This is a genomic window from Pseudomonas sp. NyZ480, assembly GCF_029537255.1.
Taxonomy (GTDB): Bacteria; Pseudomonadota; Gammaproteobacteria; order Pseudomonadales; family Pseudomonadaceae; genus Aquipseudomonas; species Aquipseudomonas taiwanensis.
Genome location: NZ_CP120626.1, coordinates 830127 through 852415, shown reverse-complemented (window position 1 = coordinate 852415; position 22289 = coordinate 830127). Strand labels below are relative to the sequence as shown.

The following is a 22289-nucleotide window of genomic DNA, read 5'->3' as shown; positions in this document are numbered from 1 at the left end:
GACTTGCAGTTTCAGATAAGTCGCGCGGGATGAATATTGAAAACACGCGCCAATTACATAACCAAATGGTTATGCATCTCTACCCAGGGCTAACAGGTTGCGCTGCACTGAACTAACCTATGTCTTCATGTTTCACGCTCTGGAGCGCACTTCATGGAATGGCGAAAAGGCCGACGCAGCGACAATGTGGTCGATGCCCGAGGCGAAGGTGGTGGCGGCGGCATGCGCTTTGGCGGCGGCAAGGGGCTGGGGCTGGGTGCAATCCTACTGATCGTCGGCATTGGCTGGCTCACCGGACAGGACCCTCTGCAGATCCTTGGCCAGCTCGCCGGGCAGATGGAACAGCAGCAACAAGTCCCCAGTGGGGCTGGCGGCAAGGCGCCGCCGGCCAACGACGAGCAGGCCGAGTTCGTCGCCTCGATCCTCGGCGACACCGAAGATACCTGGAAGGCTCTGTTCTCCCAGGCCGGCAAGCAATACCGCGACCCCAAGCTCGTGCTGTTCAGCGGCCAGGTCAACTCGGCCTGCGGCTTTGCCTCGGCGGCGGTGGGCCCGTTCTACTGCCCGGCGGACCAACGGGTGTACCTGGACATGACCTTCTTCCGTGAAATGGAAACCCGTTTCGCTGCCGCAGGCGACTTCGCCCAAGCCTATGTCATCGCCCATGAGATCGGTCACCATGTGCAGACCCTGCTCGGCGTGTCGGCCAAGGTCGATGCCGCGCGGCGCAACGGCCAGCGCATGGAGGGCGACAATGGCCTGCTGGTACGCCAGGAACTGCAGGCAGACTGCCTGGCCGGCGTCTGGGCTTATCAGGCGCAGCAGCGGCTCAACTGGCTTGAGCCGGGTGATGTCGAAGAAGCGCTCAATGCCGCCAATGCCATCGGTGACGACCGCCTGCAACAGCAGGGCCAAGGCCGCGTGGTGCCCGATTCGTTCACCCATGGCACTTCGCAACAACGGGTGCGTTGGTTCAAGACCGGTTTCGCCCAGGGGGATGTGAACAGCTGCGATACCTTCAGTGCGCGGAATCTTTGAGATTCACGGGTAAGTCCACCCACGGCCTTATGAAAACGCAAACGTTTTCATAAGGTTACAAATCAGCTGAAAAAGCGTTTCAGCTTCCGTTTTTCTTGCCGATAACTGCTGCACGAATCAGCAGGCACCCAGAAGAACAACGCCTAGCGATCGAAGATCAAGCGAGCGAAATCATTTTTCTGGAGAGCGTGCATGAACAGCTGGTTCGCCAACATCAGCGTAAACCTCAAGCTGGGCCTGGGCTTTGGCCTGGTCCTTGTCCTGACCGGCCTGCTGGCCCTGACTGGCTGGACCAGTCTGGGCAGCCTGATCGACCGTAGCAATTGGATGGGCGACATCGGTCAGCTCAACAAAGACCTGACCGACCTTCGGGTCGCGCGCCTGCAATACATGATCGCCAACGGCGATGACGCAGCGGCAGCCAATACCCAGGCCAAGCTCGATGCCTTCAGCAAGCAGCAGCAATACCTGGCCAATACCTTCAAGAGCCCAGAGAACGTCAAGCTGCTCAATGAACTGGGCCAGACCATCAGCGAGTACAAGGTGTCGCTGAACAAGATGCGCGCCGGTTACAAGAACTCCCTGGCGGCCCGCGAAGCCATGAACAGCTCGGCCATCAAGGCTGACCAAGCCATGGACACCCTCAGCGAGGAGGTCATGGCCCGCCCAGAGACCGACAGCGTGCGTCTGGCCCAGTACCAACTGATCAGCAAGACCCGCCAGCAATTGCTGCAGGTGCGCATCGATGTACGCGGCTACATTGCCGACAACACTGCTGCCAACGAACAGGCCGCATTGCGCCAGCTCGACGCGGCGCTGGCTGAAGTCGAAACCCTCAAGCGCCAACTGCCTGGCGACGCCAACCGCCTGCAGCAGTTCGAGCAGTCGGTGCAGGCCTACCGGGATGCCGTGCGTCAGTTCCGCGATGCCGTCGCCGGTATCACCACTGCACGCGCGGAAATGACCGTACAGGGCGCGGACATCGTCAAGCGCAGCGATGCGCTGTACAAGATCCAACTTGAGCGTCGTGACGCGGAAAGCACCCAGGCCCGCAGCCTGCAGACCATCGCCACCCTGCTGGCACTGCTGGTAGGTGTGCTGGCGGCGGTCATCATCACCCGCCAGATCACCCGCCCGCTGCGCGAAACCTTGCACGCGGTGGAACGGATCGCTGGCGGCGACCTCACCCACGATCTGCGGGTGACCCGCCGCGACGAAATCGGTGTGCTGCAGCAGGGCATCGCCCGCATGGGCACCACCCTGCGCGAACTGATCTCCGGCATTCGCGACGGGGTTACCCAAATCGCCAGCGCCGCCGAGGAGCTTTCGGCCGTCACCGAGCAGACCAGCGCCGGCGCCAACAGCCAGAAAGTCGAAACCGACCAGGTCGCCACGGCCATGCATGAAATGGCCGCCACGGTTCAGGAAGTGGCGCGCAATGCCGAACACGCTTCCCATGCCGCCACCGGTGCCGACGGCGAAGCCCGGGCCGGTGATCGCGTGGTCGGTGAAGCGATCAGCCAGATCGAGCGCCTGGCCGAGGAAGTACACCGTTCTACCGAGGCCATGAACCTGCTGCAGCAGGAGAGCCAGAAGATAGGCAGCGTCATGGACGTGATCAAGTCGGTCGCCGAGCAGACCAACCTGCTGGCCCTGAACGCCGCCATCGAAGCGGCCCGTGCTGGCGAGGCCGGCCGTGGTTTCGCGGTGGTCGCCGACGAGGTGCGCGGTTTGGCCCAGCGTACGCAGAAATCCACCGAAGAGATCGAAGAGCTGGTGGCCAGCCTGCAAAGTGGCACCCAGCAGGTGGCCAACGCCATGCAAGGTAGCCGCACCCTGACCGACAGCAGCGTCGAGCTGGCGCGCAAGGCCGGTGCATCGCTGGAAAGCATCACCAGTACGGTGTCGAACATCCAGTCGATGAACCAGCAGATCGCGGCAGCGGCCGAGCAGCAGAGCGCCGTGGCCGAGGAAATCAGCCGCAGCATCCTCAATGTCCGGGATGTGTCGGAGCAGACCGCGGCGGCCAGTGACGAGACGGCGGCCTCCAGCGTGGAGCTGGCTCGCCTGGGTGGGCACCTGCAGATGCTGGTCAGTCAGTTCCGCGTTTGACCGAGAGATGGCCTTGGCGGGTAGAACCGCTCCCACGGAATCGGCGCAAGGCGCCGTACCGGTGGGGGCGGGTTCACCCGCGAATGCGTCAGCACGGTCAGTCCAGTATCACTTGACGATCATCCCTACCCCACGTCCACGCGGGTCAGAGGCCGTCTCAAGCTTTTCTCCCGTCACCCGGATCGCCTGGATATCACCCATCTCCCAGCCCTGGTCCTCCAGCACATAACCCATCTTCCTCAGCTCATCCGCCACTGGCCCGGTGAGCGGTGCATAACTGTCATAGTAGAGGGTGTCCTTGGGCAACAACTGATGGTGCACGCGCTGGGCCGCGACTGCCTTCTCAAGCGGCATGCCATAGTCGTACAAGTTGTTCATCACCTGGAAGATCGAGGTGAAGATCCGCGAGCCGCCTGGCGTACCGATCACCAGCACCACCTTGCCATCGCGCGTCATCAGGCTCGGGCTCATGGACGAGAGCATGCGTTTGCCAGGTTCGATGGCATTGGCCGCGCCTCCCACCACACCGAAGGCATTGGCTGCGCCAGGCTTGGCACTGAAGTCGTCCATCTCATCGTTGAGCAGGAAGCCCGCCCCCTTGACCACTACGCCGCTGCCGTAGTCGAGGTTCAGGGTGTAGGTGTTACTGACGGCGTTGCCCTGCTTGTCGACGATGGAGAAGTGCGTGGTCTGGTGCGACTCCAGCCCCGGCTTGACGCCATCGGTATCGGAGATGGCATTCGGGTTGACCTGGGCTGCGCGCTTGGCCAGGTAGTCCTTAGCAATCAGCTTGTCCACCGGCACCTGGGTGAAGGCCGGGTCGCCCAGGTAGTCGGCACGGTCGGCGAACACCCGCTTTTCGATTTCGGCCAACAAGTGGATGTAGCGCGCCGAGTTGTGCTCCACGCCCTTGAAGTCAGCTTCGCGGTTGGCCTTGATGCCCAGCAATTGCGCCAGGGCAACGCCTCCCGAGCTGGGCGGCGGAGCGGTGTAGACCACATTGCCACGCCAGTCGATTGCCATCGGTTGGCGCCAGATGGCCTTGTAGTCCTTGAGGTCTTCCTTGGTGATCAGGCCTTTGTCGGCTTGCATCTGTGCCACCAGCAAATCGGCGGTCTTGCCCTGGTAGAACTCGCTGGCACCTTTGTCGGCGATGCGCTCGAGGGTTTGCGCCATTTCCGGCTGCTTGAACAGCTCGCCGACCTTCATGCTGGAAAAGTAGTCGTTGAAGTTGGTGCCCGCCTTGAACAGGCCCTGGGCGTCGTCACGGTACTGGTACTGTTTCTGCGCGACCTTGAAGCCATTCTTGGCATAGCCGATGGCGGGGGTCAGCAGTTCGCTCCAGGGCAACTTGCCGAACTTCTGGTGCGCTTCCCACAAGCCCATGACAGTGCCAGGCACGCCTGCTGCGCGGGCGCCGACCAGGCTGAGGTTCTCGATCACCTCGCCTTTTTCGTCCAGGTACATGTTGCGCGTTGCAGCTTTGGGCGCCACTTCGCGGTAGTCGAGGAAATAGGGCTTGCCGTCGACGAACAGGGTCATGAAACCACCACCGCCGATGTTGCCTGCCTCAGGGTAGGTCACCGCCAGGGTGAAGGCAGTGGCCACTGCGGCGTCCACTGCGTTGCCGCCTTTCTTCAGGATATCGGCGGCCACCTGCGCACCATATTGATCAGGTGCAGCCACCGCTGCGCCCTCAAGGGTTACGGCGTAAGCCGAAGAACAGCTCAGAATCGCGGCTCCGAGAGCCATGGACGTGAACAGGACGTTACGCATAACACTTCCTTGGTGTTGTTTTTGTTGATCGGTCAGTAATACCGGAACTTACCGACCGTGCAAACAACCTTAGACTCTGTGTGAAAAGTCTTGAGACGAAGGTCAGGCTGTTTTCAACGCAGCATCACCGAGTATCAAGGCTTTTCGTACAGAGCCTAGGAGCTTTCGCCGCCCTTGGACAGCAATTGTCGCCCCCAGGCAACTCAGCAGGCGTACATCGCCAATTTGTTCTGGATGAAATCCAGGAAGCACTGGATACGCAGGGCCAATTGCGTGTTGCGGTAGTACACCGCGTTGATCGGCTGCCGGTAGCCATTGTGGGCATCGCCCAGCACGACCTGAAGACGACCGGTACGAATGTCCTCGTGGGTCATGAAGTGCGAGAGGCTGACGATGCCCTCTCCCGCCAAGGCCAACTGCCGCAGGGTTTCGCCGCTCGAAGCGATGAGTGCCGGACGAATCGTCCAGCGATCGCCGTGCGCATGGCGCAGCGGCCATTGATTGAGCACCTCGGGTTGGCTGAAGCCGAGCAAGCAGTGGTCGTCGAGGTCTTCCACTCGCTGCGGCGCGCCGTGCCGCTCCAGGTAGGCCGGGCTGGCCAGCACCTGCACGGGGCTGCACCCCAGCGAACGCGCATGCAGGCTCGAATCGGCCAGTTCACCGATGCGAATGGCCACGTCGGTGCTTTGCTCCAGAAGGTCGATGATCAGGTCGTCGGTGTTCAGCTCCAGCTCGATGCCGGGGTACAGGCGCCGGAACTCGCCAATCCACGGCAGGATGGCATGGAGCATAAACGGGGCAGCGGCGTTGATACGCAGGCGGCCGGAGGGGGTCTGGCGGTTCATCGACAGACGCTCTTCCATTTCATCCATCTGTTCGAGGACGAGCCGCGAGCGCTCAAGGAAGAAGCGGCCTTCTTCGGTCAGGTCCATGCGTCGGGTGGTACGGTTGACCAGCGTGGTATCGAGTTTGGCCTCCAGACGCGACAGGGTGCGGCTGACAGCAGACGGCGTCTGGCCCAGTTGCTCGGCAGCGGCGGAAATGGAGCCGCTGTCGATAACGGCGACGAAAACCTGGAGTTCTTCGGATCGGGTTTTCACGTGGCAGGCCTGTATCGAAAAGTGCTGTGATTGATAGCGGGTCGCCGGGCACTGCGCAAGTCAAGCACAGTGCCTGCAGGCGCCGGCTCGCCGACGATGAGGCCGGCACAGGCACCGCGAAACCGTTACCCTTGCTTGCCGAACACCTCTCCCAGGTGCGCCTCATACGCTGCCAGCGCCGCCGGTACGTCAGGCCGCTTCATCACATCCACCGCCAGGAACGTCGGCAAACCAGTCATGCCGAGGAACTGATTGGCCTTGTGGAACGGGAAGTACACCGCATCCACACCTTTACCTTCGAAGAAGTCGGTCGGGTCGTCGAAGGCTTGCTCAGGAGCATTCCAGGTCGCCGAAATCATGTACTGCTTGCCCTGCACGAGTCCGCCGCTGCCGTACTTCTGCGAGGCATCCGACCGGGTGCGACCATCGTTGGCGTAGAGGCTGCCATGGCCTGCGGTAAAGACTTCGTCGATGTACTTCTTCACGGTCCACGGCGCGCCCATCCACCAACCTGGCATCTGGTAGATGACCACATCGGCCCACAGGTACTTCTGCACTTCTTCAGCGACGTCGTAGCCGCCATCGATGAACGTTTCCCGCACATCGAAACCGGCGCGGTCCAGGTAGGCAACCGCCGCATCGTGCAGGGTCTGGTTCAGACGACCGTCGGAATGGGCGAACTGCTTGCCGCCGTTGAGCAACAGGATCTTTTTCATGGGTAACCTCGAACGTGGGTGTCGATCCGAGGCGCTGCGCCTGCCGATCGAGCCGAATGGGATGGCGGCAGGTTACGGAGCGGGCAAGCTGAGAAAAAGCGGCCTTGGGGCAAAATACTTTTGCCTTGAAATCATCAATGGTTCGGCCATTGTTGCCTTAGAATCGTTTCAGTCATTCAACCTTAGAGGCCCCCCCATGAGCGAGCAGCACGCCTTCATCCTCAAGGCCAAAACCCGTCCTGAAAAGTCCGAAGCCTTTGAAACCCTGTTCCGGGCGTACGTAGAACCGAGCCGCCAGGAACCGGGCTGCGTCGAATACCACATGCTGCGCGACAAGCAAGACCCGACCCTGTTCGTGTTCTACGAAGTCTGGGCCAGCAAGGCCGCCCTGGATGAGCACTCGGCCTTGCCGCACATGCGCGAATTCTTTGAAAAGCGCATGGACTACCTGGAGCGCGATTTCGATATCCAGCTCATCGAGATGCTCAGCCCTTCATCCGCTAGCCGTTGACCAGCAGGTGGCCGCCCAACGCGGCCAGGCCCACGAAGAAGCAACGCTTGAACCCTACCGCGCTGATGCGTTGGCGCAACCACTGGCCGGCCAGCATGCCCAGCAATGCTGGCGCCAGCATCAGCAGCGATGCGCCCAAGCCTTGACCGCCAAGGGCATCCTGCCTGGCCAGGCCAATGGCCAGGGCCAGCGTAGACACCGTGAACGATAGGCCCAAGGCCTGGATCATTTCGTCACGGTTCAGCCCAAGGCCCTGCAGAAAAGGTACCGCCGGCATCACGAACACGCCGGTTGCCGCCGTCACCACACCGGTCACCAGTCCGCACAGGGGGCCTAACCATCTTTCCTGCGCTGGCGTTAGCTGAAAACCACGGCCGACCAGGCCGTACAGCGCGTAGGCGAGCAACGCTGCGCCCAGCGCATGAACGGCCCACGGTCCGCTGTCGATACCCAACCAGGCGCTGCCAAGCAGGGTGCCAACGACGATCATCAGCAACAGGGGGCCCAGACGGCGCAACAACGCCAGCAGGTGCCCGCCAGCACCCAATTGCCACAGGTTGGTCAACGTCGACGGAACGATCAACAACGCCGCAGCCTGTGCCGGCGTCATAGCCAGACCCAACAGCCCCATGGCGATGGTCGGCAGGCCCAGGCCGATGACACCCTTGACCGTACCGGCCAGCAGGAAGGTCATCACCACCAGCAACGACAGCGCCGGTCCTATGTCTTGATAGAAAGCGATCAGTGTGTTCATGCGCCCATGATGGGCAGTATCCGCTGGTTTGAACATCTGCCATATACTCAGCCTGACTCTTGCCAGGACAGAGGCACATGCACTTCGACTTGATCGACCTGAACCTGTTCCAGCATGTGCTGGAGTGCGGCAGTATCACGGCAGGTGCCCAGCGCAGCCACCTGTCCCTGCCCGCGGCCAGTGCGCGTATCCGTGCGATGGAGAGCTCGCTCGGGATTGCGCTGCTGGCCCGTAATCGCCGGGGCGTGCAGCCGACGCCTGCTGGCCAGGCGCTGTTGCAGCATGCCCGGATGATCGGGCAGCAGGTCGAGCGGTTGCAGTTCGACCTGGCGCAATATGCCCAGGGGCAGCAAGGCCAGGTACGCCTGCTGTGCAACACGGCGGCACTGACCGAATACCTGCCGGAGCTGCTGGCCGGTTACCTGGCCGAGCAACCGGGCGTCAGCATCGATGTACAAGAGCTGCCGAGCCTGCGCATCGTCCAGTCGATCACCCAGGGCATGGCCGACCTTGGCATCATCTCCACCGCCGTGCCCAGTGATCATTTGCAGACTCTCCCGTTTCGCGAAGATCCATTGGTGCTGGTGATGTCCCCTGACCACCCGCTGGCAAGCCTTGAAGATGTCAGTTTCAACGCCAGCCTCGCCCATGGCCATGTGGGCCTGGATGCGAGCAGTGCATTGGCGCTGCACCTTGAAGAACAAGCGCTGCGACAGGGGCGACGCATGCAGGTGCGGGTACGGGCGGAGGGTTTCGATGGGTTGATCCGTATGGTGGCCGGGGGCGCCGGTATCGGCATCGTGCCGCTGGCCTCGGTACGCCGTTGGGAAGCGACACTCGCGTTGCATTGGCGAAGACTGCAGGAGGATTGGGCCAAGCGGCAACTGCTGCTCTGTGCGCGGGACTTCGCCGCGCTGCCAGGTTATACGGCTGGCTTGGTCAGCAGCTTGCTACACGCCAAAGGTGACAAGCGGCCCCTCACGCAGCCGATGTAGGACTCGTCTGCTTCATACGTCAGAAAGATCACATAGTGCGCCGTTTCACAACGAACCCACCCGCGATCCTCCAACCATTGACTACCATTGCTCTGGCAAGAGGCTACCTGAGGCAGCTCATCGAGCCGTAGCCCTCAGGCTCGAGGCCACTTGCTCCAGTCGTCCTGCAATACCGAACTGCAATGGGAGCCTGATGTGCTATCGATCTACCAATTGAAACCACACTTCCAGGCCCTGTTGCGCCCTGCGGTAGACCGTCTCCACGGCCGTGGCGTCACGGCCAACCAGGTCACGGTCGCAGCGGCACTGGTGTCGGTATTGCTGGGTTTGCTGTTGGCGTGGTTGAGCCCTGTCACATGGCTGTTCATCCTGATCCCCATATGGATGTTGCTGCGCATGGCGCTCAATGCGGTCGATGGCATGCTGGCCCGTGAATTCGGCCAGCAATCGAAACTGGGGGCTTACCTGAACGAGCTGTGCGACGTGATCGCGGACACCGCGCTCTACCTGCCATTCGCATGCTTGCCTGGGGTGACGCCACTGCTGGTGGTACTGGTGGTGATCAGTGCGCTGATCAGCGAATACGCCGGGGTCATGGGGCCGCTGGTGGGTGCTTCGCGGCGCTATGACGGCCCCATGGGCAAAAGCGACCGGGCCTTCGCCTTCGGCCTGCTGGGCGCGGGCGTGGCGTTCCACCTCCTGAGCCCGGCGTGGATCGACGGCCTGCTGCTGGTCATCCTCGCCCTCTCGCCCTATACCCTCTACAACCGGGTTCGCCAGGGTCTGGTAGAAACCCGCTGAGCCTAGTGTCGCCGGACAAGGACCTTCGCCATGCGCCAAGCGCAATCGCTGTATTTCCCTACCCATGATGGTGTCGAACTGCATTACCGTCATTGGCCCGCCACCCGAAACGAACATCAGCCAAGACGGGCGGTGGTGATGTTCCACCGAGGCCATGAGCACGGCGGGCGCATGGCTCATCTGGCCGACGAGCTGGACATGCCTGGCTACGACTTCTTCGCCTGGGATGCGCGTGGCCATGGCCAGTCGCCCGGTGCTCGCGGCGATAGCCCAGGGTTTGCCACCAGCGTGCGTGATGTGCAGACCTTCATCGAGCACATCCAGGCGCGCCACGGTATTGCCGAGCCAGACATCGTGGTGCTTGCCCAGAGCGTCGGCGCGGTTCTGATCGCCACCTGGGCCCATGACTACGCCCCCAAGGTGCGCTGCCTGGTGCTTGCCTCGCCGGCCTTCAAGGTGAAGCTGTACGTGCCCTTCGCCCGCCCAGGCCTGAAGTTGCTCAAGGCCCTGCGGGGCAACTTCTTCGTCAACAGCTATGTCAAGCCGCGCCTGCTGACCCACGACCCGGAGCGGGTCATGTCGTACATCGCCGACCCGCTGATCAGCCGGCCCATTTCGGTAACCATGCTGCTGGGCTTGTACGAGGCAGCCGACCGCGTGGTCGCCGATGCCCAGGCGATCCAGGTGCCGACCCAACTGCTGGTGTCGGGGGCCGACCTGGTGGTCGAGCGCGCACCGCAGGAGCGCTTCTTCGAGCGCCTTGGGTGCCTGCGCAAGGAAATGCATGTGCTTCCCGGCTTCTTCCACGACACCCTGGGCGAACGCGACCGCGGCCATGTACTCAGGCGCATCGAGCGCTTCGTCGAGCACAGCTTCGACAACCCCGTGGCAGCGCCCAGCTTGCTCGATGCGGACAAGACCGGCGCCAGCTGCGCCGAAGCCGAAAGCCTCGCCGCGCCGCTACCCCGCAACTCGCCCCGCGAGCTTTACTGGCGCGCCACCCGCGCAGGGCTGCGCCTGGGCAGGGGCTTCTCCGAAGGCGTGAGGCTGGGCTTCGACACCGGCTTCGACTCTGGCAGCACACTCGACTACGTCTACCGCAACCAGCCCTCGGGCAAGGGGTCACTGGGCCGTCTGATCGACCAGAACTACCTGAACGCCATAGGCTGGCGAGGCATCCGCCAACGCAAGCTGCACGTCGAGGAATTGCTGCGACTGGCCATCGATCGCCTGCGCGAGCAACAGCGACCCGTGCATATCGTCGATATCGCGGCAGGCCATGGCCGCTACATTCTCGAAGCTTTGCAGGCACATGATCGGCAGCCGGACTCGATTCTGCTGCGCGACTACAGCGAACTGAACGTGCAACAAGGCAGCGCGCTGATCGCAGAAAAGGGTTTGACCAGCATCGCCCGCTTCGTGCAAGCCGATGCATTCGACCGCCAGGGCCTGGCTGCGCTGGAGCCACGCCCGACACTGGCCGTGGTGTCCGGCCTGTATGAACTGTTCGCCAGCAACACCCTGGTTGGCAACTCGCTGGCTGGCCTTGCCGAGGCCGTGGAGAATGGCGGTTACCTGGTCTACACCGGCCAACCCTGGCACCCGCAGCTTGAGATGATCGCCCGCGCCCTTACCAGCCATCGTGGTGGCGAGGCCTGGGTGATGCGGCGACGCAGCCAGGCAGAGATGGACCAACTGGTGGAAGCCGCGGGTTTTCGCAAGCTGGCCCAGCGCATCGATGAATGGGGCATCTTCAGCGTGAGCCTGGCGCAGCGAGTTCGTGAGTGAAGCCGATGCGTGAGCCTGGGCTTATCCGGCGAGGCGTGCTGTGGCTGTTGCTGCTCGGGCCAGTCTTCTTCCTCAGCTATGGCCTGGCCAACAGTCACACCGAGGGCCGCGACGATGTCGGCAGCCTGGTGTTCGCCTGGGAACGGCACATACCGCTCTGGCCCTGGACCATCCTGCCGTACTGGTCGATCGACCTCCTTTATGGCCTGTCCTTCCTGCTGCCGCGTACACGCCGCGAAATGGACCGCCATGCCCTGGCCCTGCTCACCGCGCAGGTGATCAGTGTCAGCTGCTTTCTGCTCTGGCCCCTGCGTTTCACCTTCGAACGGCCGGCAATGGATGGTCTGTTCGGCTGGCTGTTCGAGGTGCTGATGGGGTTCGACAAGCCATTCAACCAGGCCCCCTCGCTGCACATCGCACTCTTGGTCATCATCTGGTCGATGTTCGCCCGGCATCTGCATCGCCCGCTCTGGCGTTGGGTCATGCATGGGTGGATGGCGCTGATCGGGGTGTCCGTGCTCACCACTTGGCAGCATCACTTCATCGACCTGCCCACCGGAGCATTGTCCGGATTCGCCTGCCTCTGGCTCTGGCCGCCTAAGGGCCAGTTGCCCTGGCAGCATGCCCACCTGGCTCGCGAACCGTATCGCTGGCGCCTGGCGCTGCGCTATGGGGCCGGGGCGATGGGCAGCGTGGTAATTGCGCTGCTGGTGGGTGGTGCCGGGTTATGGCTGCTTTGGCCGGCCGTGGCGCTGCTGCTGGTAGCGCTGAACTACGCGGCGCTGGGCGCACAGGGTTTTCAGAAAGGTGATGACGGACGCTTGTCGATTGCCGCCAGCGCGCTGCTTGCCCCCTACACGCTGGCGGCATGGATCAATTCGCGACTGTGGACATGGCGTCACCCCAATGCCGACGCAGTCTGCGACGGGGTTTTCCTGGGGCGTATTCCAGGCCAAGTTGAAGCTTCGAGCTATGCCGCAATCGTCGACCTCTGTGCGGAACTGCCTTGCCCGATGACCCAGGGGGTCGATTACCACGTGCTGGCCACGCTCGACCTGATCGCGCCGAACAGCCAGTTGCTGCAGCAAGCCGCCGCGGCGATCGAGCGGTCGCGCCACCAAGGCCCTTTGCTGGTCTGCTGCGCGTTGGGCTACTCGCGCAGTGCCAGCGCGGTCGCCGCCTGGCTGCTATTGACTGGTCGATGCAGCGACATCGCCCAGGCACAGGTACTGATCCGCAAGGCTCGCCAGGGCGTGGTGCTGTCGCCCGCCCATCGCCTGGCGCTGCAACGGCTGGGCAGCCCGCCATGAAGCTGATGGTGGTGGCCAGCCTGCTCGGTCGTGGCGCGCAGCTGGAGCGTCTGTCCGATGGCATCAGCCTGCTGGCCTTGGCCTATGGCCTGGCGCCGCTGCTGGGTGCAGCGCTGACGCCATCGGCCAGCCTGCTGTGCGCTGCCCTGCTCGCCCTCGGTGTGTTGCACAAATACTGGGCGGTACGTGTCGCGCTGGACGCCGACCTGTTCGCCCGACTTGGCGCCAGCACCGATTTGGCGGCCGATACCCAGGCTCTGGACCATGCCCTGTTCGACCTGCATTTGAAAACCCAGCCCGAAGACGCCCGCGACTGGTCTGCCCGAAGCCAGGCGGCACTGGCGCTGTTGCGCCGTCAGACCCTGTGCCTTGGCCTGCAGGCGCTGCTGACGTTGGCTACCCTGCTGACAGTGCCTTTCATTGGATGATCACCGAGCCATGCTTGCCGCCCTGACTGCCTTCATCATCACCAGCGCAGCGCGCCTGATCACCGGCGCCCGCGCCCTGTGGCTAGGCTGCGCACCGCAACCGGTGCAACGCCTGTATTTCGCCAACCACAGCAGCCACGGCGATTTCGTGCTGATCTGGGCCTCACTGCCTGCGCCGCTGCGCAGGCATACCCGGCCCGTGGCAGGCGCCGATTACTGGGCCAAGCCTGGGCTGCGCGACTTTCTGATCCGCAAAGTGTTCAACGGGGTGCTGATCGACCGGCACCGGGTCGAAGGCCAGGGCAACCCACTGCAACCGATCTTCGACGCCCTGGCCCAGGGCGATTCCCTGATCTTCTTCCCGGAGGGCACCCGCAACCTGGGCGATGAGCCGCTGATGCCCTTCAAAAGTGGATTGTTCCATTTGGCCGCCGCCAATCCCGGCATGCAATTGGTGCCCGTCTGGATCGCCAACCTCAACCGTGTGATGCCCAAGGGCCGGGCCCTACCGTTGCCGCTGTTGTGCACCTTGAGTTTTGGTGAGCCCATTCACCTGCAGGCCGACGAGGGCAAGCAGGACTTTCTAGAGCGGGCCAGTCAGGCCCTGCTGAATCTGGCACCAAAGGATGCCTGACATGGACGACAACACCCTTCTGCTGTTCGCCGGTATTGGCGCGCTCCTATTGCTCGCCAGTGTGATCGGTCGCTTGCTCAAATGGCGTGCAGGCCCTGCCCCTCATGCGGTAATCGACAACCTCAACGCCCGCATCAATGCCTGGTGGGTGATGGTAGTGGTGATCGGCATCGCCTTCCTGTTCGGCAAGTACGGTGTGATCGTGTTGTTCTACGGCGTTTCGTTCTACGCCTTGCGCGAGTTCATGACCCTCACCCCGACCCGACGCAGCGACTACCCGGCGCTCGTGGCCGCCTTCTACGTGGCGCTGCCGGTGCAATATTTGCTGATTGCCATGGACTGGTACGGGTTGTTCAGCATCTTCATCCCGGTGTACCTGTTCCTGCTGTTGCCGATTCTGGCCAGCTTCGGCGGTGACACCACGCGCTTTCTGGAACGGGCCTCGAAGGTACAGTGGGGCCTGATGATCGCGGTTTACTGCCTGTCTTCGGTACCCGCCCTGCTGACCCTCGATATACCCGGTTACGAAGGCCGCAACCTGTTGTTGATCGCCTGGCTGATTCTGGTGGTGCAGATCAGCGACGTGCTGCAGTACGTGTGCGGCAAGTTGTTCGGCAAGCACAAGGTGGCGCCCAACCTGTCACCGTCGAAGACCATCGAAGGCCTGGCCGGCGGTGTGGCACTGGCGACCTTGGTCGGCGCCCTACTGTGCTGGATCACCCCGTTCAGCTTCTGGCAGGCTGCATTGATGGCCTTGACGGTCAATGCCATGGGCTTTTTCGGTGGGCTGGTGATGTCGGCGATCAAACGCGACCGTGGGGTCAAGGACTGGGGGCACATGATCGAGGGCCACGGAGGCATGCTCGATCGGATGGATTCAGTGTGCTTCGCTGCGCCGGTGTTCTTTCACTTTGTGCGCTACTGGTGGGCGTGAGCCGTGGCGCTGCACGGGTCGACGGCATAGCGCGGTCAGGCAGCTGGACGTCGAGCCCAGGCAACTGGCGCTCGGCCAATGGCCCTATGGTGATACGTCATTCAGCCAGTCACCAGGAGTTGTGCCATGTCCGATTTCATCACCGTCCTGCGCGAGACCTGCCCGACGCCGGTCGTGGACGCCACCAAGTGGAAGCGCATCGGCGGCGATCCGCACACCGTCAACCTCAACGCCTACTTGTCTGCCGACGGCAGCAAGATCATGGGTACCTGGATCTGCACGCCAGGCAAGTTCGAGGTGAATTACGAAAAGTGGGAGTTCTGCCACTTCCTCGATGGCTATTGCATCATCACCCCGGAAGGTGAAGAGCCCAAGCACCTCAAAGCCGGTGATGTGTTCGTGATCGAACCGGGAATGAAGGGCACCTGGGAAGTGGTCGAGACCGTGCGCAAGTATTTCGTCTTCGCCTGATTCTTGATATGGGTTGGGGATGCTAGGTGGCTGTCATGGTTTAGCGGTGATGCGTATATCGAGCGCCGCCCGCGCGGCGCATCGCGAGCAAGGCTCGCTCCCACGTTTGTTTCGGGCCAATTATTCCTGCGAGATTCGTGCGCGAACGCGTTGGCGCATGGCTCGATATCGCGCCGTACAAACAAGGCGGTCGCGCGCGTCTGTCACAGGCGTTATTGGCCGTAAACAAACGTAGGAGCGAGCCTTGCTCGCGATGCGCCGCGCGGGCGGCGCTCGATCTTGCAAACGCCAAAAACCTTACGACAGGCAAAAAAAATCGCGGGCCAGGTGTCCCTCCTTCTGGTGCGCAGTTACAGAGGGAAAAGCACCCAACCCGCGATCAAGCCTCGCTCGTCAATCCTTCTGGCGATACCCCTCGCCACGCGTAGGAGCGAGCCTTGCTCGCGATGCGCCGCGCGGGCGGCGCTCGATCTTGCAAACGCCAAAAACCTTACGACAGGCAAAAAAAATCGCGGGCCAGGTGCCCCTCCCTCTGGTGCGCAGTTACAGAGGGAGAAGCACCCAACCCGCGCTCAAGCCTCGCTCGTCAATCCTTCTTGCGATACCCCTCGCCACGCGTAGGAGCGAGCCTTGCTCGCGATGCGCCGCGCGGACGGCGCTCGATCTTGCAAACGCAAAAACCTTACAACAGGCAAAAAAAATCGCGGGCCAGGTGCCCCTCCCTCTGGTGCGCAGTTACAGAGGGAGAAGCACCCAACCCGCGATCAAGCCTCGCTCGTCAATCCTTCTGGCGATACCCCTCGCCACGCGTAGGAGCGAGCCTTGCTCGCGATGCGCCGCGCGGGCGGCGCTCAATCTTGCAAACGCCAAAAACCTTACGACAGGCAAAAAAAATCGCGGGCCAGGTGTCCCTCCTTCTGGTGCGCAGTTACAGAGGGAAAAGCACCCAACCCGCGATCAAGCCTCGCTCGTCAATCCTTCTTGCGATACCCCTCGACAATCGCCGAGAAGTCCTTGCCACCGTCCCCCCGCAGGCTCATCGCCTGGTACAACTGCTGGGCGACGGCGCCGAGAATCACCGGTTGGTGCGCCTGCCGCGCAGCCTCAGTGGCCAACCCCAGGTCCTTGAGCATCAACTCGGCACCAAAACCTCCGGTGTAGCCCCGTGACGCCGGGGCGGTCTCGATGACGCCCGGCCATGGGTTGTAGGTGTCGGAACTCCAGCAACGCCCGGTCGAGCTATTGATGATGCCGGCCAGCACCTTGGTATCGATGCCCAGCGCATTGCCCAGGGCCATGGCTTCGGATACTCCGATCATGGAGATGCCCAGCAGCAGGTTGTTGCAGATCTTGGCGATCTGCCCGGTCCCGACCTCACCGCAATGCACGATGTTGCGGCCCATCTGCTCCAGCACTGGCTTGAGGGTGGCGAACAGCTCGGCACTGGCGCCGACCATGAACGTCAATGTGCCAGCCGCCGCGCCGCCGGTGCCGCCAGACACCGGAGCATCGCCCATGTCCACCCCCTTGGCCGCGGCGGCCTTGGATACATCGCGGGCGGTCTGCGGGTCGATGGTGCTGCAATCCACCGTCGGCGTACCGGGGCGGATGCCCGCCAGTACGCCATCTTCTTCGTTGAGGTACACGGCGCGCACATGGGCCGCAGCCGGCAACATGGTGATGACCAGTTCGCTGCCAGCAGCCGCGTCCTTGGGCGAGGCGCTGACCTGCCCCCCGAGCTCGGCAAGCTCGGCCAACACGGTCTTGTTCAGGTCGAACAGGTTCAACGAGTGCCCGGCCTTGATCAAGTTGCGGGCCATGGGGGCACCCATGTTGCCCAGGCCGATGAATGCGATACGCATGGCAATCTCCTTAGCGCAGGCTGATGGTGGTGTTCACACCGTCATTGACGCTGTCGTCATCGAACCAGCGGGCGGTGACGGTCTTGGTCTGAGTGTAGAACTGCACCACTTGCTTGCCGTACGGGCCCAGGTCGCCCAGCTTCGAGCCGCGCGAACCGGTGAAGCTGAAGAACGGAACCGGCACTGGGATCGGGATGTTGATACCGACCTGGCCGATGTCGATCTCGCTCTGGAACTTGCGCGCCGCCGCGCCACTCTGGGTGAACAGGCCGGTGCCGTTGCCGAACGGGTTGGCGTTGACCAGGGCGATGGCTTCATCGAGGGTGTCGACTTCCAGGGTCACCAGCACCGGGCCGAAGATCTCCTGGGTGTAGATCTGCATGTCGGTTTTCACCCCAGAGAACAGGGTCGGGCCAACGAAGTTGCCCTGCTCGTAGCCTGGGACCTTCACATCGCGCCCATCCAGTTCAAGCTTGGCGCCTTCCTTGATACCGCTTTCGATCAAGCCCAGAACACGCTCCTTGGCGCGCTTGGATACCACCGGGCCCACATCGGTGCCTGGTTCACAACCAGCATTGACCTTGAGCTTGCTCGCCGCCGCCTTGATATCCGGCAGCCACTCACGGGCCTTGCCCACCAGCACCGCCACCGACGTGGCCATGCAGCGCTGGCCGGCTGCGCCGAAAGCGGCGCCGACCAGAGCATTGACGGTTTGCGTGCGGTTGGCATCGGGCAGCACCACGGCATGGTTCTTGGCGCCCATCATCGACTGCACGCGCTTACCGTGCTGGCTGCCCAGGTTGTAGACGTGGGTGCCGACTTCGGTGGAGCCGACGAAGGAGATGGCCTTGATGTCCTTGTGGGTACAGATCGCATCGACCACTTGCTTGCCACCATGGACCACGTTCAGAACGCCCGCTGGCACGCCGGCTTCCAGCGCCAGCTCGACCAGCATCATGGTCGACAGCGGGTCCTGCTCGGATGGCTTGAGAACGAAGGTGTTGCCGCAAACGATGGCCATGGGGAACATCCACAGCGGGATCATCGCCGGGAAGTTGAACGGGGTGATGCCTGCACACACGCCGATGGGCTGGCGCAGGGTGTAGGTGTCGACACCACCGGCGACGTTCTCGGCGAACTCGCCCATCTGCAGGGTACCGATGGACGCTGCGTGCTCGACCACTTCAAGGCCACGGAAGATATCGCCTTCGGCATCGGCCAGGGTCTTGCCCTGCTCGGCGCTGAGGGTCTGGGCGATGCGCTTGGTGTGCTCGCGGATCAACGCCTGCAGCTTGAGCATGATGCGCATGCGTGCGCCGATCGGGGTGTCGCGCCAGGTCAGGAAGGCGCGCTGGGCGGCGGCCACAGCAGCATCCACTTCCTCGACAGTGGCGAAGGGAACTCGCGCCAACACCTGCTGGGTGGCCGGGTTGACGATGTCACGCCATTCGCTGGTCTTCGATTCGACCCATTGGCCATCGATCAGCAGCTTGACCTGTTCGACCTTGGTCTGGTCGGGGGATTGCGGTGCGTTCATCTGCGTTCTCCTTGGAATTATTGTCAGGACGAGATCGCCAGCGCCGGGGGCAAACGCGAGGTGGCGCTTGGGTCTTGGGGCTTTTTTCGAGTATAGATGTGCAAACATCCAACAAGAACGCACAAAAAAACCGGATCATCATGCAAAAAGACCTCACCTCATTGAGCGCGCTGAACTGGGACGATCTCAAGTTCTTCCTCGAAGTGGCACGCACCCGCAAGGCCAGCAGCGCCGCCAAGCGCCTGAGCGTCGACTACACCACGGTATCGCGGCGCATCAGCTCGCTGGAGGGCGCCCTGGGCACCTTGCTGTTCGAAAAATCACGCACCAACGGCTTCGTGCTCACGGCCGAGGGCCAGCGCTTGCTGGGCTATGCCGAGTCGATCGAAAGCACCCTGCACATGGCCTGCGAACAGGTTTCCGGTTCTGGGGTAGCGTTGTCGGGGCACGTACGCATGGGCTGCACCGAGGGTTTCGGCAGCTTCTTCGTCACCCCGCAATTGAGCCATTTCGTCGATGCCTGGCCGGCCATTTCGGTGGATATCCTGCCGCTGCCGCACTTCATCAGCCTGTCCAAGCGCGAGGCGGACATCGTGATTGCCCTGGAACGTCCGGAGCATGGGCCGTACGTGTGCTGCAAGCTGTGCGACTACCGCCTGCGGTTGTATGCCACCCAGGAGTACCTGGACAGCCACGCGCCGATTCGCCAGGTGAGCGATCTGGTCGAGCATCCGTTCATCAGCTATGTGGATGACCTGGCGTTCAGCTCGGAGCTGCTGTACCTGGCCAACCTGATTCCCAATGCCAGTGCGCACCTGCGCAGCACCAGCGTGATCGCCCAGTTCACCGCCGCGCTGCAGGGTCGAGGACTGGCGATTCTGCCGTGCTTCCTGGCGGCGCAGGATCCGCGGCTGTTGACGGTGCTGCCGGAGGAGATCGAAGTGACGCGGCAGTTCTGGATGTATTGCCGGGAGGACTTGCGCAAGTTGAAGCGGATTACCTTGCTGTGGGATTACATACGTGAGGTGACCGAGGCGAATGCACCGCTGTTGATGGGTGAAACGCGCAAGATGCGGTTCGTTCAGGCCTGAGAGGCCACAAGGCCACGGTAGGAGCCGGCGTGTTGGCTTCTACCGTGATCGCGCAAGATTCAGTACGACGCCACCACGATCGACACACGGCGATTTTCCATGCGCCCAGCGCTGCTGCGGTTGTCTGCAACCGGCTGACTGCTGCCCAGACCTCGGGTCTGAATGTTCTGTGCCGGCATGCCGATGCCAATCAGAGCCCTGGCCACACTCTGTGCCCGGCGCTCGGAAAGCTGTTGGTTGTAGGCAGCCTTGCCCGAGGCATCGGCATGACCGTCGACCCGCACACCTTGGATACCCACGCTCAACAACGCCTTGCCGATCCGCTCGACTATCGCCTCGCTCTGGCCGTTGAGGCTGTCCAGGTCGCTGCCGAACAGCACCTTGCCCGACAGGTCATAAGCCCAACCCTCCTCCGTCGGAGCAAACCCTTCACGCTTGAGGACAGCGATCTGTTCGGCACTCAGTCCTTTGGGTGGCGCACTCTGGCAACCACCCAGCGCCAGCAGGGCCAGCAACAACGCAACGAGGGGAAAACGTAAACGCAGTATCACGGTTCAACTCCTGTTTTTTATTTCTACGGCGGACTACTCCGTCTGCGCCGCTTGCCAATGACCCCGACGCCTGCGCTTGGCCTGGTACATCGCCGCATCGGCGGCATTGAGGAGGCTGGCAGGGTCGGTGCCATCTTGCGGGTAGTAAGCGATGCCCACGCTCACCGACGTGCTGATGCTGCTGCCGCTGTCCAGTTGGATGGGCAGCTTCATGCTGGCAACGATCTTCTCGGCAATGCGCTCGGCATCTTCGCGCGACTGCATCGGTGTCAGGATCACGGCGAATTCATCACCGCCAAGGCGCGCCACCAAGTCGTGTTCGCGCAACTGGGCGCGAACGCGCTCGGCAACACAGATCAGCACTTCGTCGCCCACGGCATGGCCGAGGCTGTCGTTGATCTGCTTGAAATGGTCGCTATCGAGGAACAACAGTGCCAGGTGATCGCCCTGACGGGCCGCATTGCGCACCGTGCGGTTCAGACGGCCTTCGAAGAACGCGCGGTTGGGCAAGCCGGTGAGGCTGTCGTGGCTGGCTTGATGGGCCAGGGTCTGGTTCTCGTTCTGCAGGTGGCTGTGCCAGACCTCCAGTTCATCGAGCAAGGCATTGAAGTCGTTACCCAGTTCGTTGAGCTCGGCAATGGGTGCTTCCGGCACGCGACGGTCGAAACTGCGCTCACGGCGCGCGGCATGGGCGACGCTGGCCAGGCCGCGCAGCGGGCGGACAATGTCGCCCAGCATGCGTTGCGACAGGTAAAGGGCAACCACCGCGCTCAACAGAGTGCAGCACAGAATGCCGCCCAATCCGCTGAGCAGGAATAACAACAGGCTGCGGCCCTGGCCAACCAGCTCCATATGCCCCACCTTCTGCTGCTGATGAAAAATCGGCAGGTTGATCGGTTCGTCCAGCAAGGCAGTTGCCACCCGGGCTTCCAGATGGGCAAGCATGCTGTCATCGCGGCGTTGCCAGTGCGCAAGCTGATCGCCATCGTTGTTGAAGACTTTGGCCTCGGCCACCTCTTCGGTGCTGGCGATCAGCGCCAACGCCTCATTGGCCGCGGCACTGTCGTCGAACACCACGGCGGCTTCGACGGTGTAGTTGATCGAGCGGGCAATCAAGTGCAGGTTGTGATTGGCATAAGCTTGCAGGGCAAGCACCCCGAGCAGGGTCAGGGATATACCGGCCAGCCCCACTGCCAGCAACGCCACGCTGAGGTGGCCACGGCTCAGCACCGAGCGCAGGGTCGGGCGTGCATTACGCTGCTTGCCAGGCTTCATGGCTGCACCGCTCGACGCCGCGACAATTGCAGCACGCTAGGGTGAATACGAACGCCTGAGCGCGCCACGGAGTCGAGGTTCACCTCGAAGGCGACCTGCTGGTCAGTGACCCGCAGGCAAAACAGGCTGCCCACCGTGCAGGGGTCGTCAGCCTCGCTGATGCTCAACACCGGGTGGCCGCTGACCGACTGGAAGAGGCGGTCACGCTGGCCGGGGTCAAGCCTGCCGATGTACAGCGCATCGCAGGACTGGGCGAGCTGGGCATCGTCGGCCAACAGGCGGCGCACCTGAAGCGGCTGGCCGGCGTTCTGGACATTGCCTTTGATCAGGTCGTCGGCATATTCGGTAGGCCCGACCAGGCACAAGCGCAACGGCGAAGGTGGCACCGGCCAACGGGCATAGCTGAAGATCCCCAGCACTACCTGAGTGACGGCCTTGGCCCGCTGTTGCGCCTGCTCGGCCGTCGCCGTGACGTCGGCGCGCACAGGGCCTGCCAATAGCGACAGAGCAGCCAGAAGCAGCGAAAGCGCGCAGCGCGACAACCGTCCCCCAGCCCCTGTCATGTGGGAAATCTCTCACATCCCTTTCAAATTATTTCGCAACGA

General features: G+C 62.6%; 21 protein-coding genes. 12 read left to right on the top strand and 9 right to left on the bottom strand.

Features of this window, described 5'->3' with window-relative positions; genetic code table 11:
- Positions 1 to 153: 153 nt before the first annotated feature.
- Both P3R38_RS03785 and P3R38_RS03780 read left to right on the top strand, forming a co-directional pair.
- Positions 154 to 1038: a neutral zinc metallopeptidase gene (locus P3R38_RS03785; protein ID WP_023378691.1), complete on the top strand. Its 885-nt coding sequence runs from the start codon at positions 154 to 156 to the stop codon at positions 1036 to 1038.
- A gap of 192 nt (positions 1039 to 1230) precedes the next feature.
- On the top strand, positions 1231 to 3150 hold the full coding sequence (locus tag P3R38_RS03780; protein WP_023378690.1) for a methyl-accepting chemotaxis protein: 1920 nt from the start codon (positions 1231 to 1233) through the stop codon (positions 3148 to 3150).
- Positions 3151 to 3258: 108 nt separating this feature from the next.
- On the opposite strand, the gene ggt is transcribed toward P3R38_RS03780, so the two are convergent.
- From ggt to P3R38_RS03765, 3 genes are all read right to left on the bottom strand, one after another.
- A complete protein-coding gene (ggt, locus tag P3R38_RS03775) occupies positions 3259 to 4926 on the bottom strand; it encodes a gamma-glutamyltransferase (protein WP_023378689.1) in 1668 nt (555 codons plus the stop codon).
- A gap of 203 nt (positions 4927 to 5129) precedes the next feature.
- Positions 5130 to 6026, bottom strand: coding sequence for a LysR family transcriptional regulator (locus tag P3R38_RS03770; protein WP_104882167.1), 897 nt, complete (start codon positions 6024 to 6026; stop codon positions 5130 to 5132).
- A gap of 125 nt (positions 6027 to 6151) precedes the next feature.
- Entirely contained in the window at positions 6152 to 6742 is a 591-nt protein-coding gene (locus P3R38_RS03765; RefSeq protein WP_023378687.1) for an NAD(P)H-dependent oxidoreductase, read from the bottom strand.
- A gap of 196 nt (positions 6743 to 6938) precedes the next feature.
- On the opposite strand from P3R38_RS03765, the gene P3R38_RS03760 reads away from it, so the two are divergent.
- Entirely contained in the window at positions 6939 to 7253 is a 315-nt protein-coding gene (locus P3R38_RS03760) for a putative quinol monooxygenase (protein ID WP_023378686.1), read from the top strand.
- Here P3R38_RS03760 and P3R38_RS03755 read toward each other — a convergent pair.
- On the bottom strand, positions 7243 to 8007 hold the full coding sequence (locus P3R38_RS03755) for a sulfite exporter TauE/SafE family protein (RefSeq protein ID WP_186598934.1): 765 nt from the start codon (positions 8005 to 8007) through the stop codon (positions 7243 to 7245). The genes P3R38_RS03760 and P3R38_RS03755 overlap by 11 nt on opposite strands.
- Before the next feature lie 77 nt (positions 8008 to 8084).
- Here P3R38_RS03755 and P3R38_RS03750 point away from each other — a divergent pair, with 77 nt between their 5' ends.
- The 8 genes from P3R38_RS03750 to P3R38_RS03715 all read left to right on the top strand — a co-directional run bounded on the left by P3R38_RS03750 (position 8085) and on the right by P3R38_RS03715 (position 15368).
- On the top strand, positions 8085 to 9002 hold the full coding sequence (locus P3R38_RS03750; RefSeq protein WP_023378683.1) for a LysR family transcriptional regulator: 918 nt from the start codon (positions 8085 to 8087) through the stop codon (positions 9000 to 9002).
- Between the two features lie 195 nt (positions 9003 to 9197).
- Positions 9198 to 9803 (top strand): CDP-alcohol phosphatidyltransferase family protein, encoded by a 606-nt coding sequence (locus tag P3R38_RS03745; RefSeq protein WP_277687194.1) that lies wholly within the window; start codon positions 9198 to 9200, stop codon positions 9801 to 9803.
- A gap of 30 nt (positions 9804 to 9833) precedes the next feature.
- Positions 9834 to 11591 carry a bifunctional alpha/beta hydrolase/class I SAM-dependent methyltransferase gene (locus P3R38_RS03740; protein ID WP_277686837.1) on the top strand — a complete coding sequence of 586 codons (1758 nt, stop codon included), beginning with the start codon at positions 9834 to 9836 and terminating at the stop codon, positions 11589 to 11591.
- Positions 11588 to 12901 carry a phosphatase PAP2/dual specificity phosphatase family protein gene (locus tag P3R38_RS03735; protein ID WP_041925435.1) on the top strand — a complete coding sequence of 438 codons (1314 nt, stop codon included), beginning with the start codon at positions 11588 to 11590 and terminating at the stop codon, positions 12899 to 12901. The genes P3R38_RS03740 and P3R38_RS03735 overlap by 4 nt, the downstream gene beginning before the upstream one ends.
- Positions 12898 to 13329, top strand: coding sequence for a hypothetical protein (locus P3R38_RS03730; protein ID WP_023378679.1), 432 nt, complete (start codon positions 12898 to 12900; stop codon positions 13327 to 13329). The genes P3R38_RS03735 and P3R38_RS03730 overlap by 4 nt, the downstream gene beginning before the upstream one ends.
- A 10-nt stretch (positions 13330 to 13339) precedes the next feature.
- The gene (locus P3R38_RS03725; RefSeq protein WP_027908032.1) at positions 13340 to 13963 is read left to right on the top strand and encodes a lysophospholipid acyltransferase family protein; all 624 of its coding nucleotides are present in this window, start codon (positions 13340 to 13342) and stop codon (positions 13961 to 13963) included.
- A gap of 1 nt (position 13964) precedes the next feature.
- Entirely contained in the window at positions 13965 to 14897 is a 933-nt protein-coding gene (locus P3R38_RS03720; RefSeq protein WP_277686836.1) for a phosphatidate cytidylyltransferase, read from the top strand.
- A gap of 126 nt (positions 14898 to 15023) precedes the next feature.
- Positions 15024 to 15368, top strand: a complete 345-nt coding sequence (locus P3R38_RS03715) for a cupin domain-containing protein (RefSeq protein ID WP_003258412.1) — start codon at positions 15024 to 15026, stop codon at positions 15366 to 15368.
- Between the two features lie 971 nt (positions 15369 to 16339).
- On the opposite strand, the gene mmsB is transcribed toward P3R38_RS03715, so the two are convergent.
- Both mmsB and P3R38_RS03705 read right to left on the bottom strand, forming a co-directional pair.
- Complete coding sequence (mmsB, locus tag P3R38_RS03710) at positions 16340 to 17230, bottom strand: 3-hydroxyisobutyrate dehydrogenase (RefSeq protein ID WP_023378675.1); 891 nt, start codon at positions 17228 to 17230, stop codon at positions 16340 to 16342.
- A gap of 10 nt (positions 17231 to 17240) precedes the next feature.
- The gene (locus P3R38_RS03705; protein WP_023378674.1) at positions 17241 to 18767 is read right to left on the bottom strand and encodes a CoA-acylating methylmalonate-semialdehyde dehydrogenase; all 1527 of its coding nucleotides are present in this window, start codon (positions 18765 to 18767) and stop codon (positions 17241 to 17243) included.
- Between the two features lie 140 nt (positions 18768 to 18907).
- On the opposite strand from P3R38_RS03705, the gene P3R38_RS03700 reads away from it, so the two are divergent.
- A complete protein-coding gene (locus P3R38_RS03700) occupies positions 18908 to 19858 on the top strand; it encodes a LysR family transcriptional regulator (RefSeq protein ID WP_277686835.1) in 951 nt (316 codons plus the stop codon).
- Between the two features lie 59 nt (positions 19859 to 19917).
- Here the strand turns inward: P3R38_RS03700 and P3R38_RS03695 are convergent, their stop codons facing one another.
- Genes P3R38_RS03695 through P3R38_RS03685 form a run of 3 tightly spaced genes read right to left on the bottom strand, consistent with a single transcriptional unit; the run spans position 19918 to position 22247 of the window.
- Complete coding sequence (locus P3R38_RS03695; protein ID WP_104882173.1) at positions 19918 to 20409, bottom strand: OmpA family protein; 492 nt, start codon at positions 20407 to 20409, stop codon at positions 19918 to 19920.
- Between the two features lie 33 nt (positions 20410 to 20442).
- The gene (locus tag P3R38_RS03690) at positions 20443 to 21684 is read right to left on the bottom strand and encodes a diguanylate cyclase (protein WP_023378670.1); all 1242 of its coding nucleotides are present in this window, start codon (positions 21682 to 21684) and stop codon (positions 20443 to 20445) included.
- Positions 21681 to 22247 carry a YfiR family protein gene (locus P3R38_RS03685; RefSeq protein WP_277686834.1) on the bottom strand — a complete coding sequence of 189 codons (567 nt, stop codon included), beginning with the start codon at positions 22245 to 22247 and terminating at the stop codon, positions 21681 to 21683. Before P3R38_RS03685 ends, P3R38_RS03690 begins: the two co-directional genes overlap by 4 nt.
- Positions 22248 to 22289: the final 42 nt, after the last annotated feature.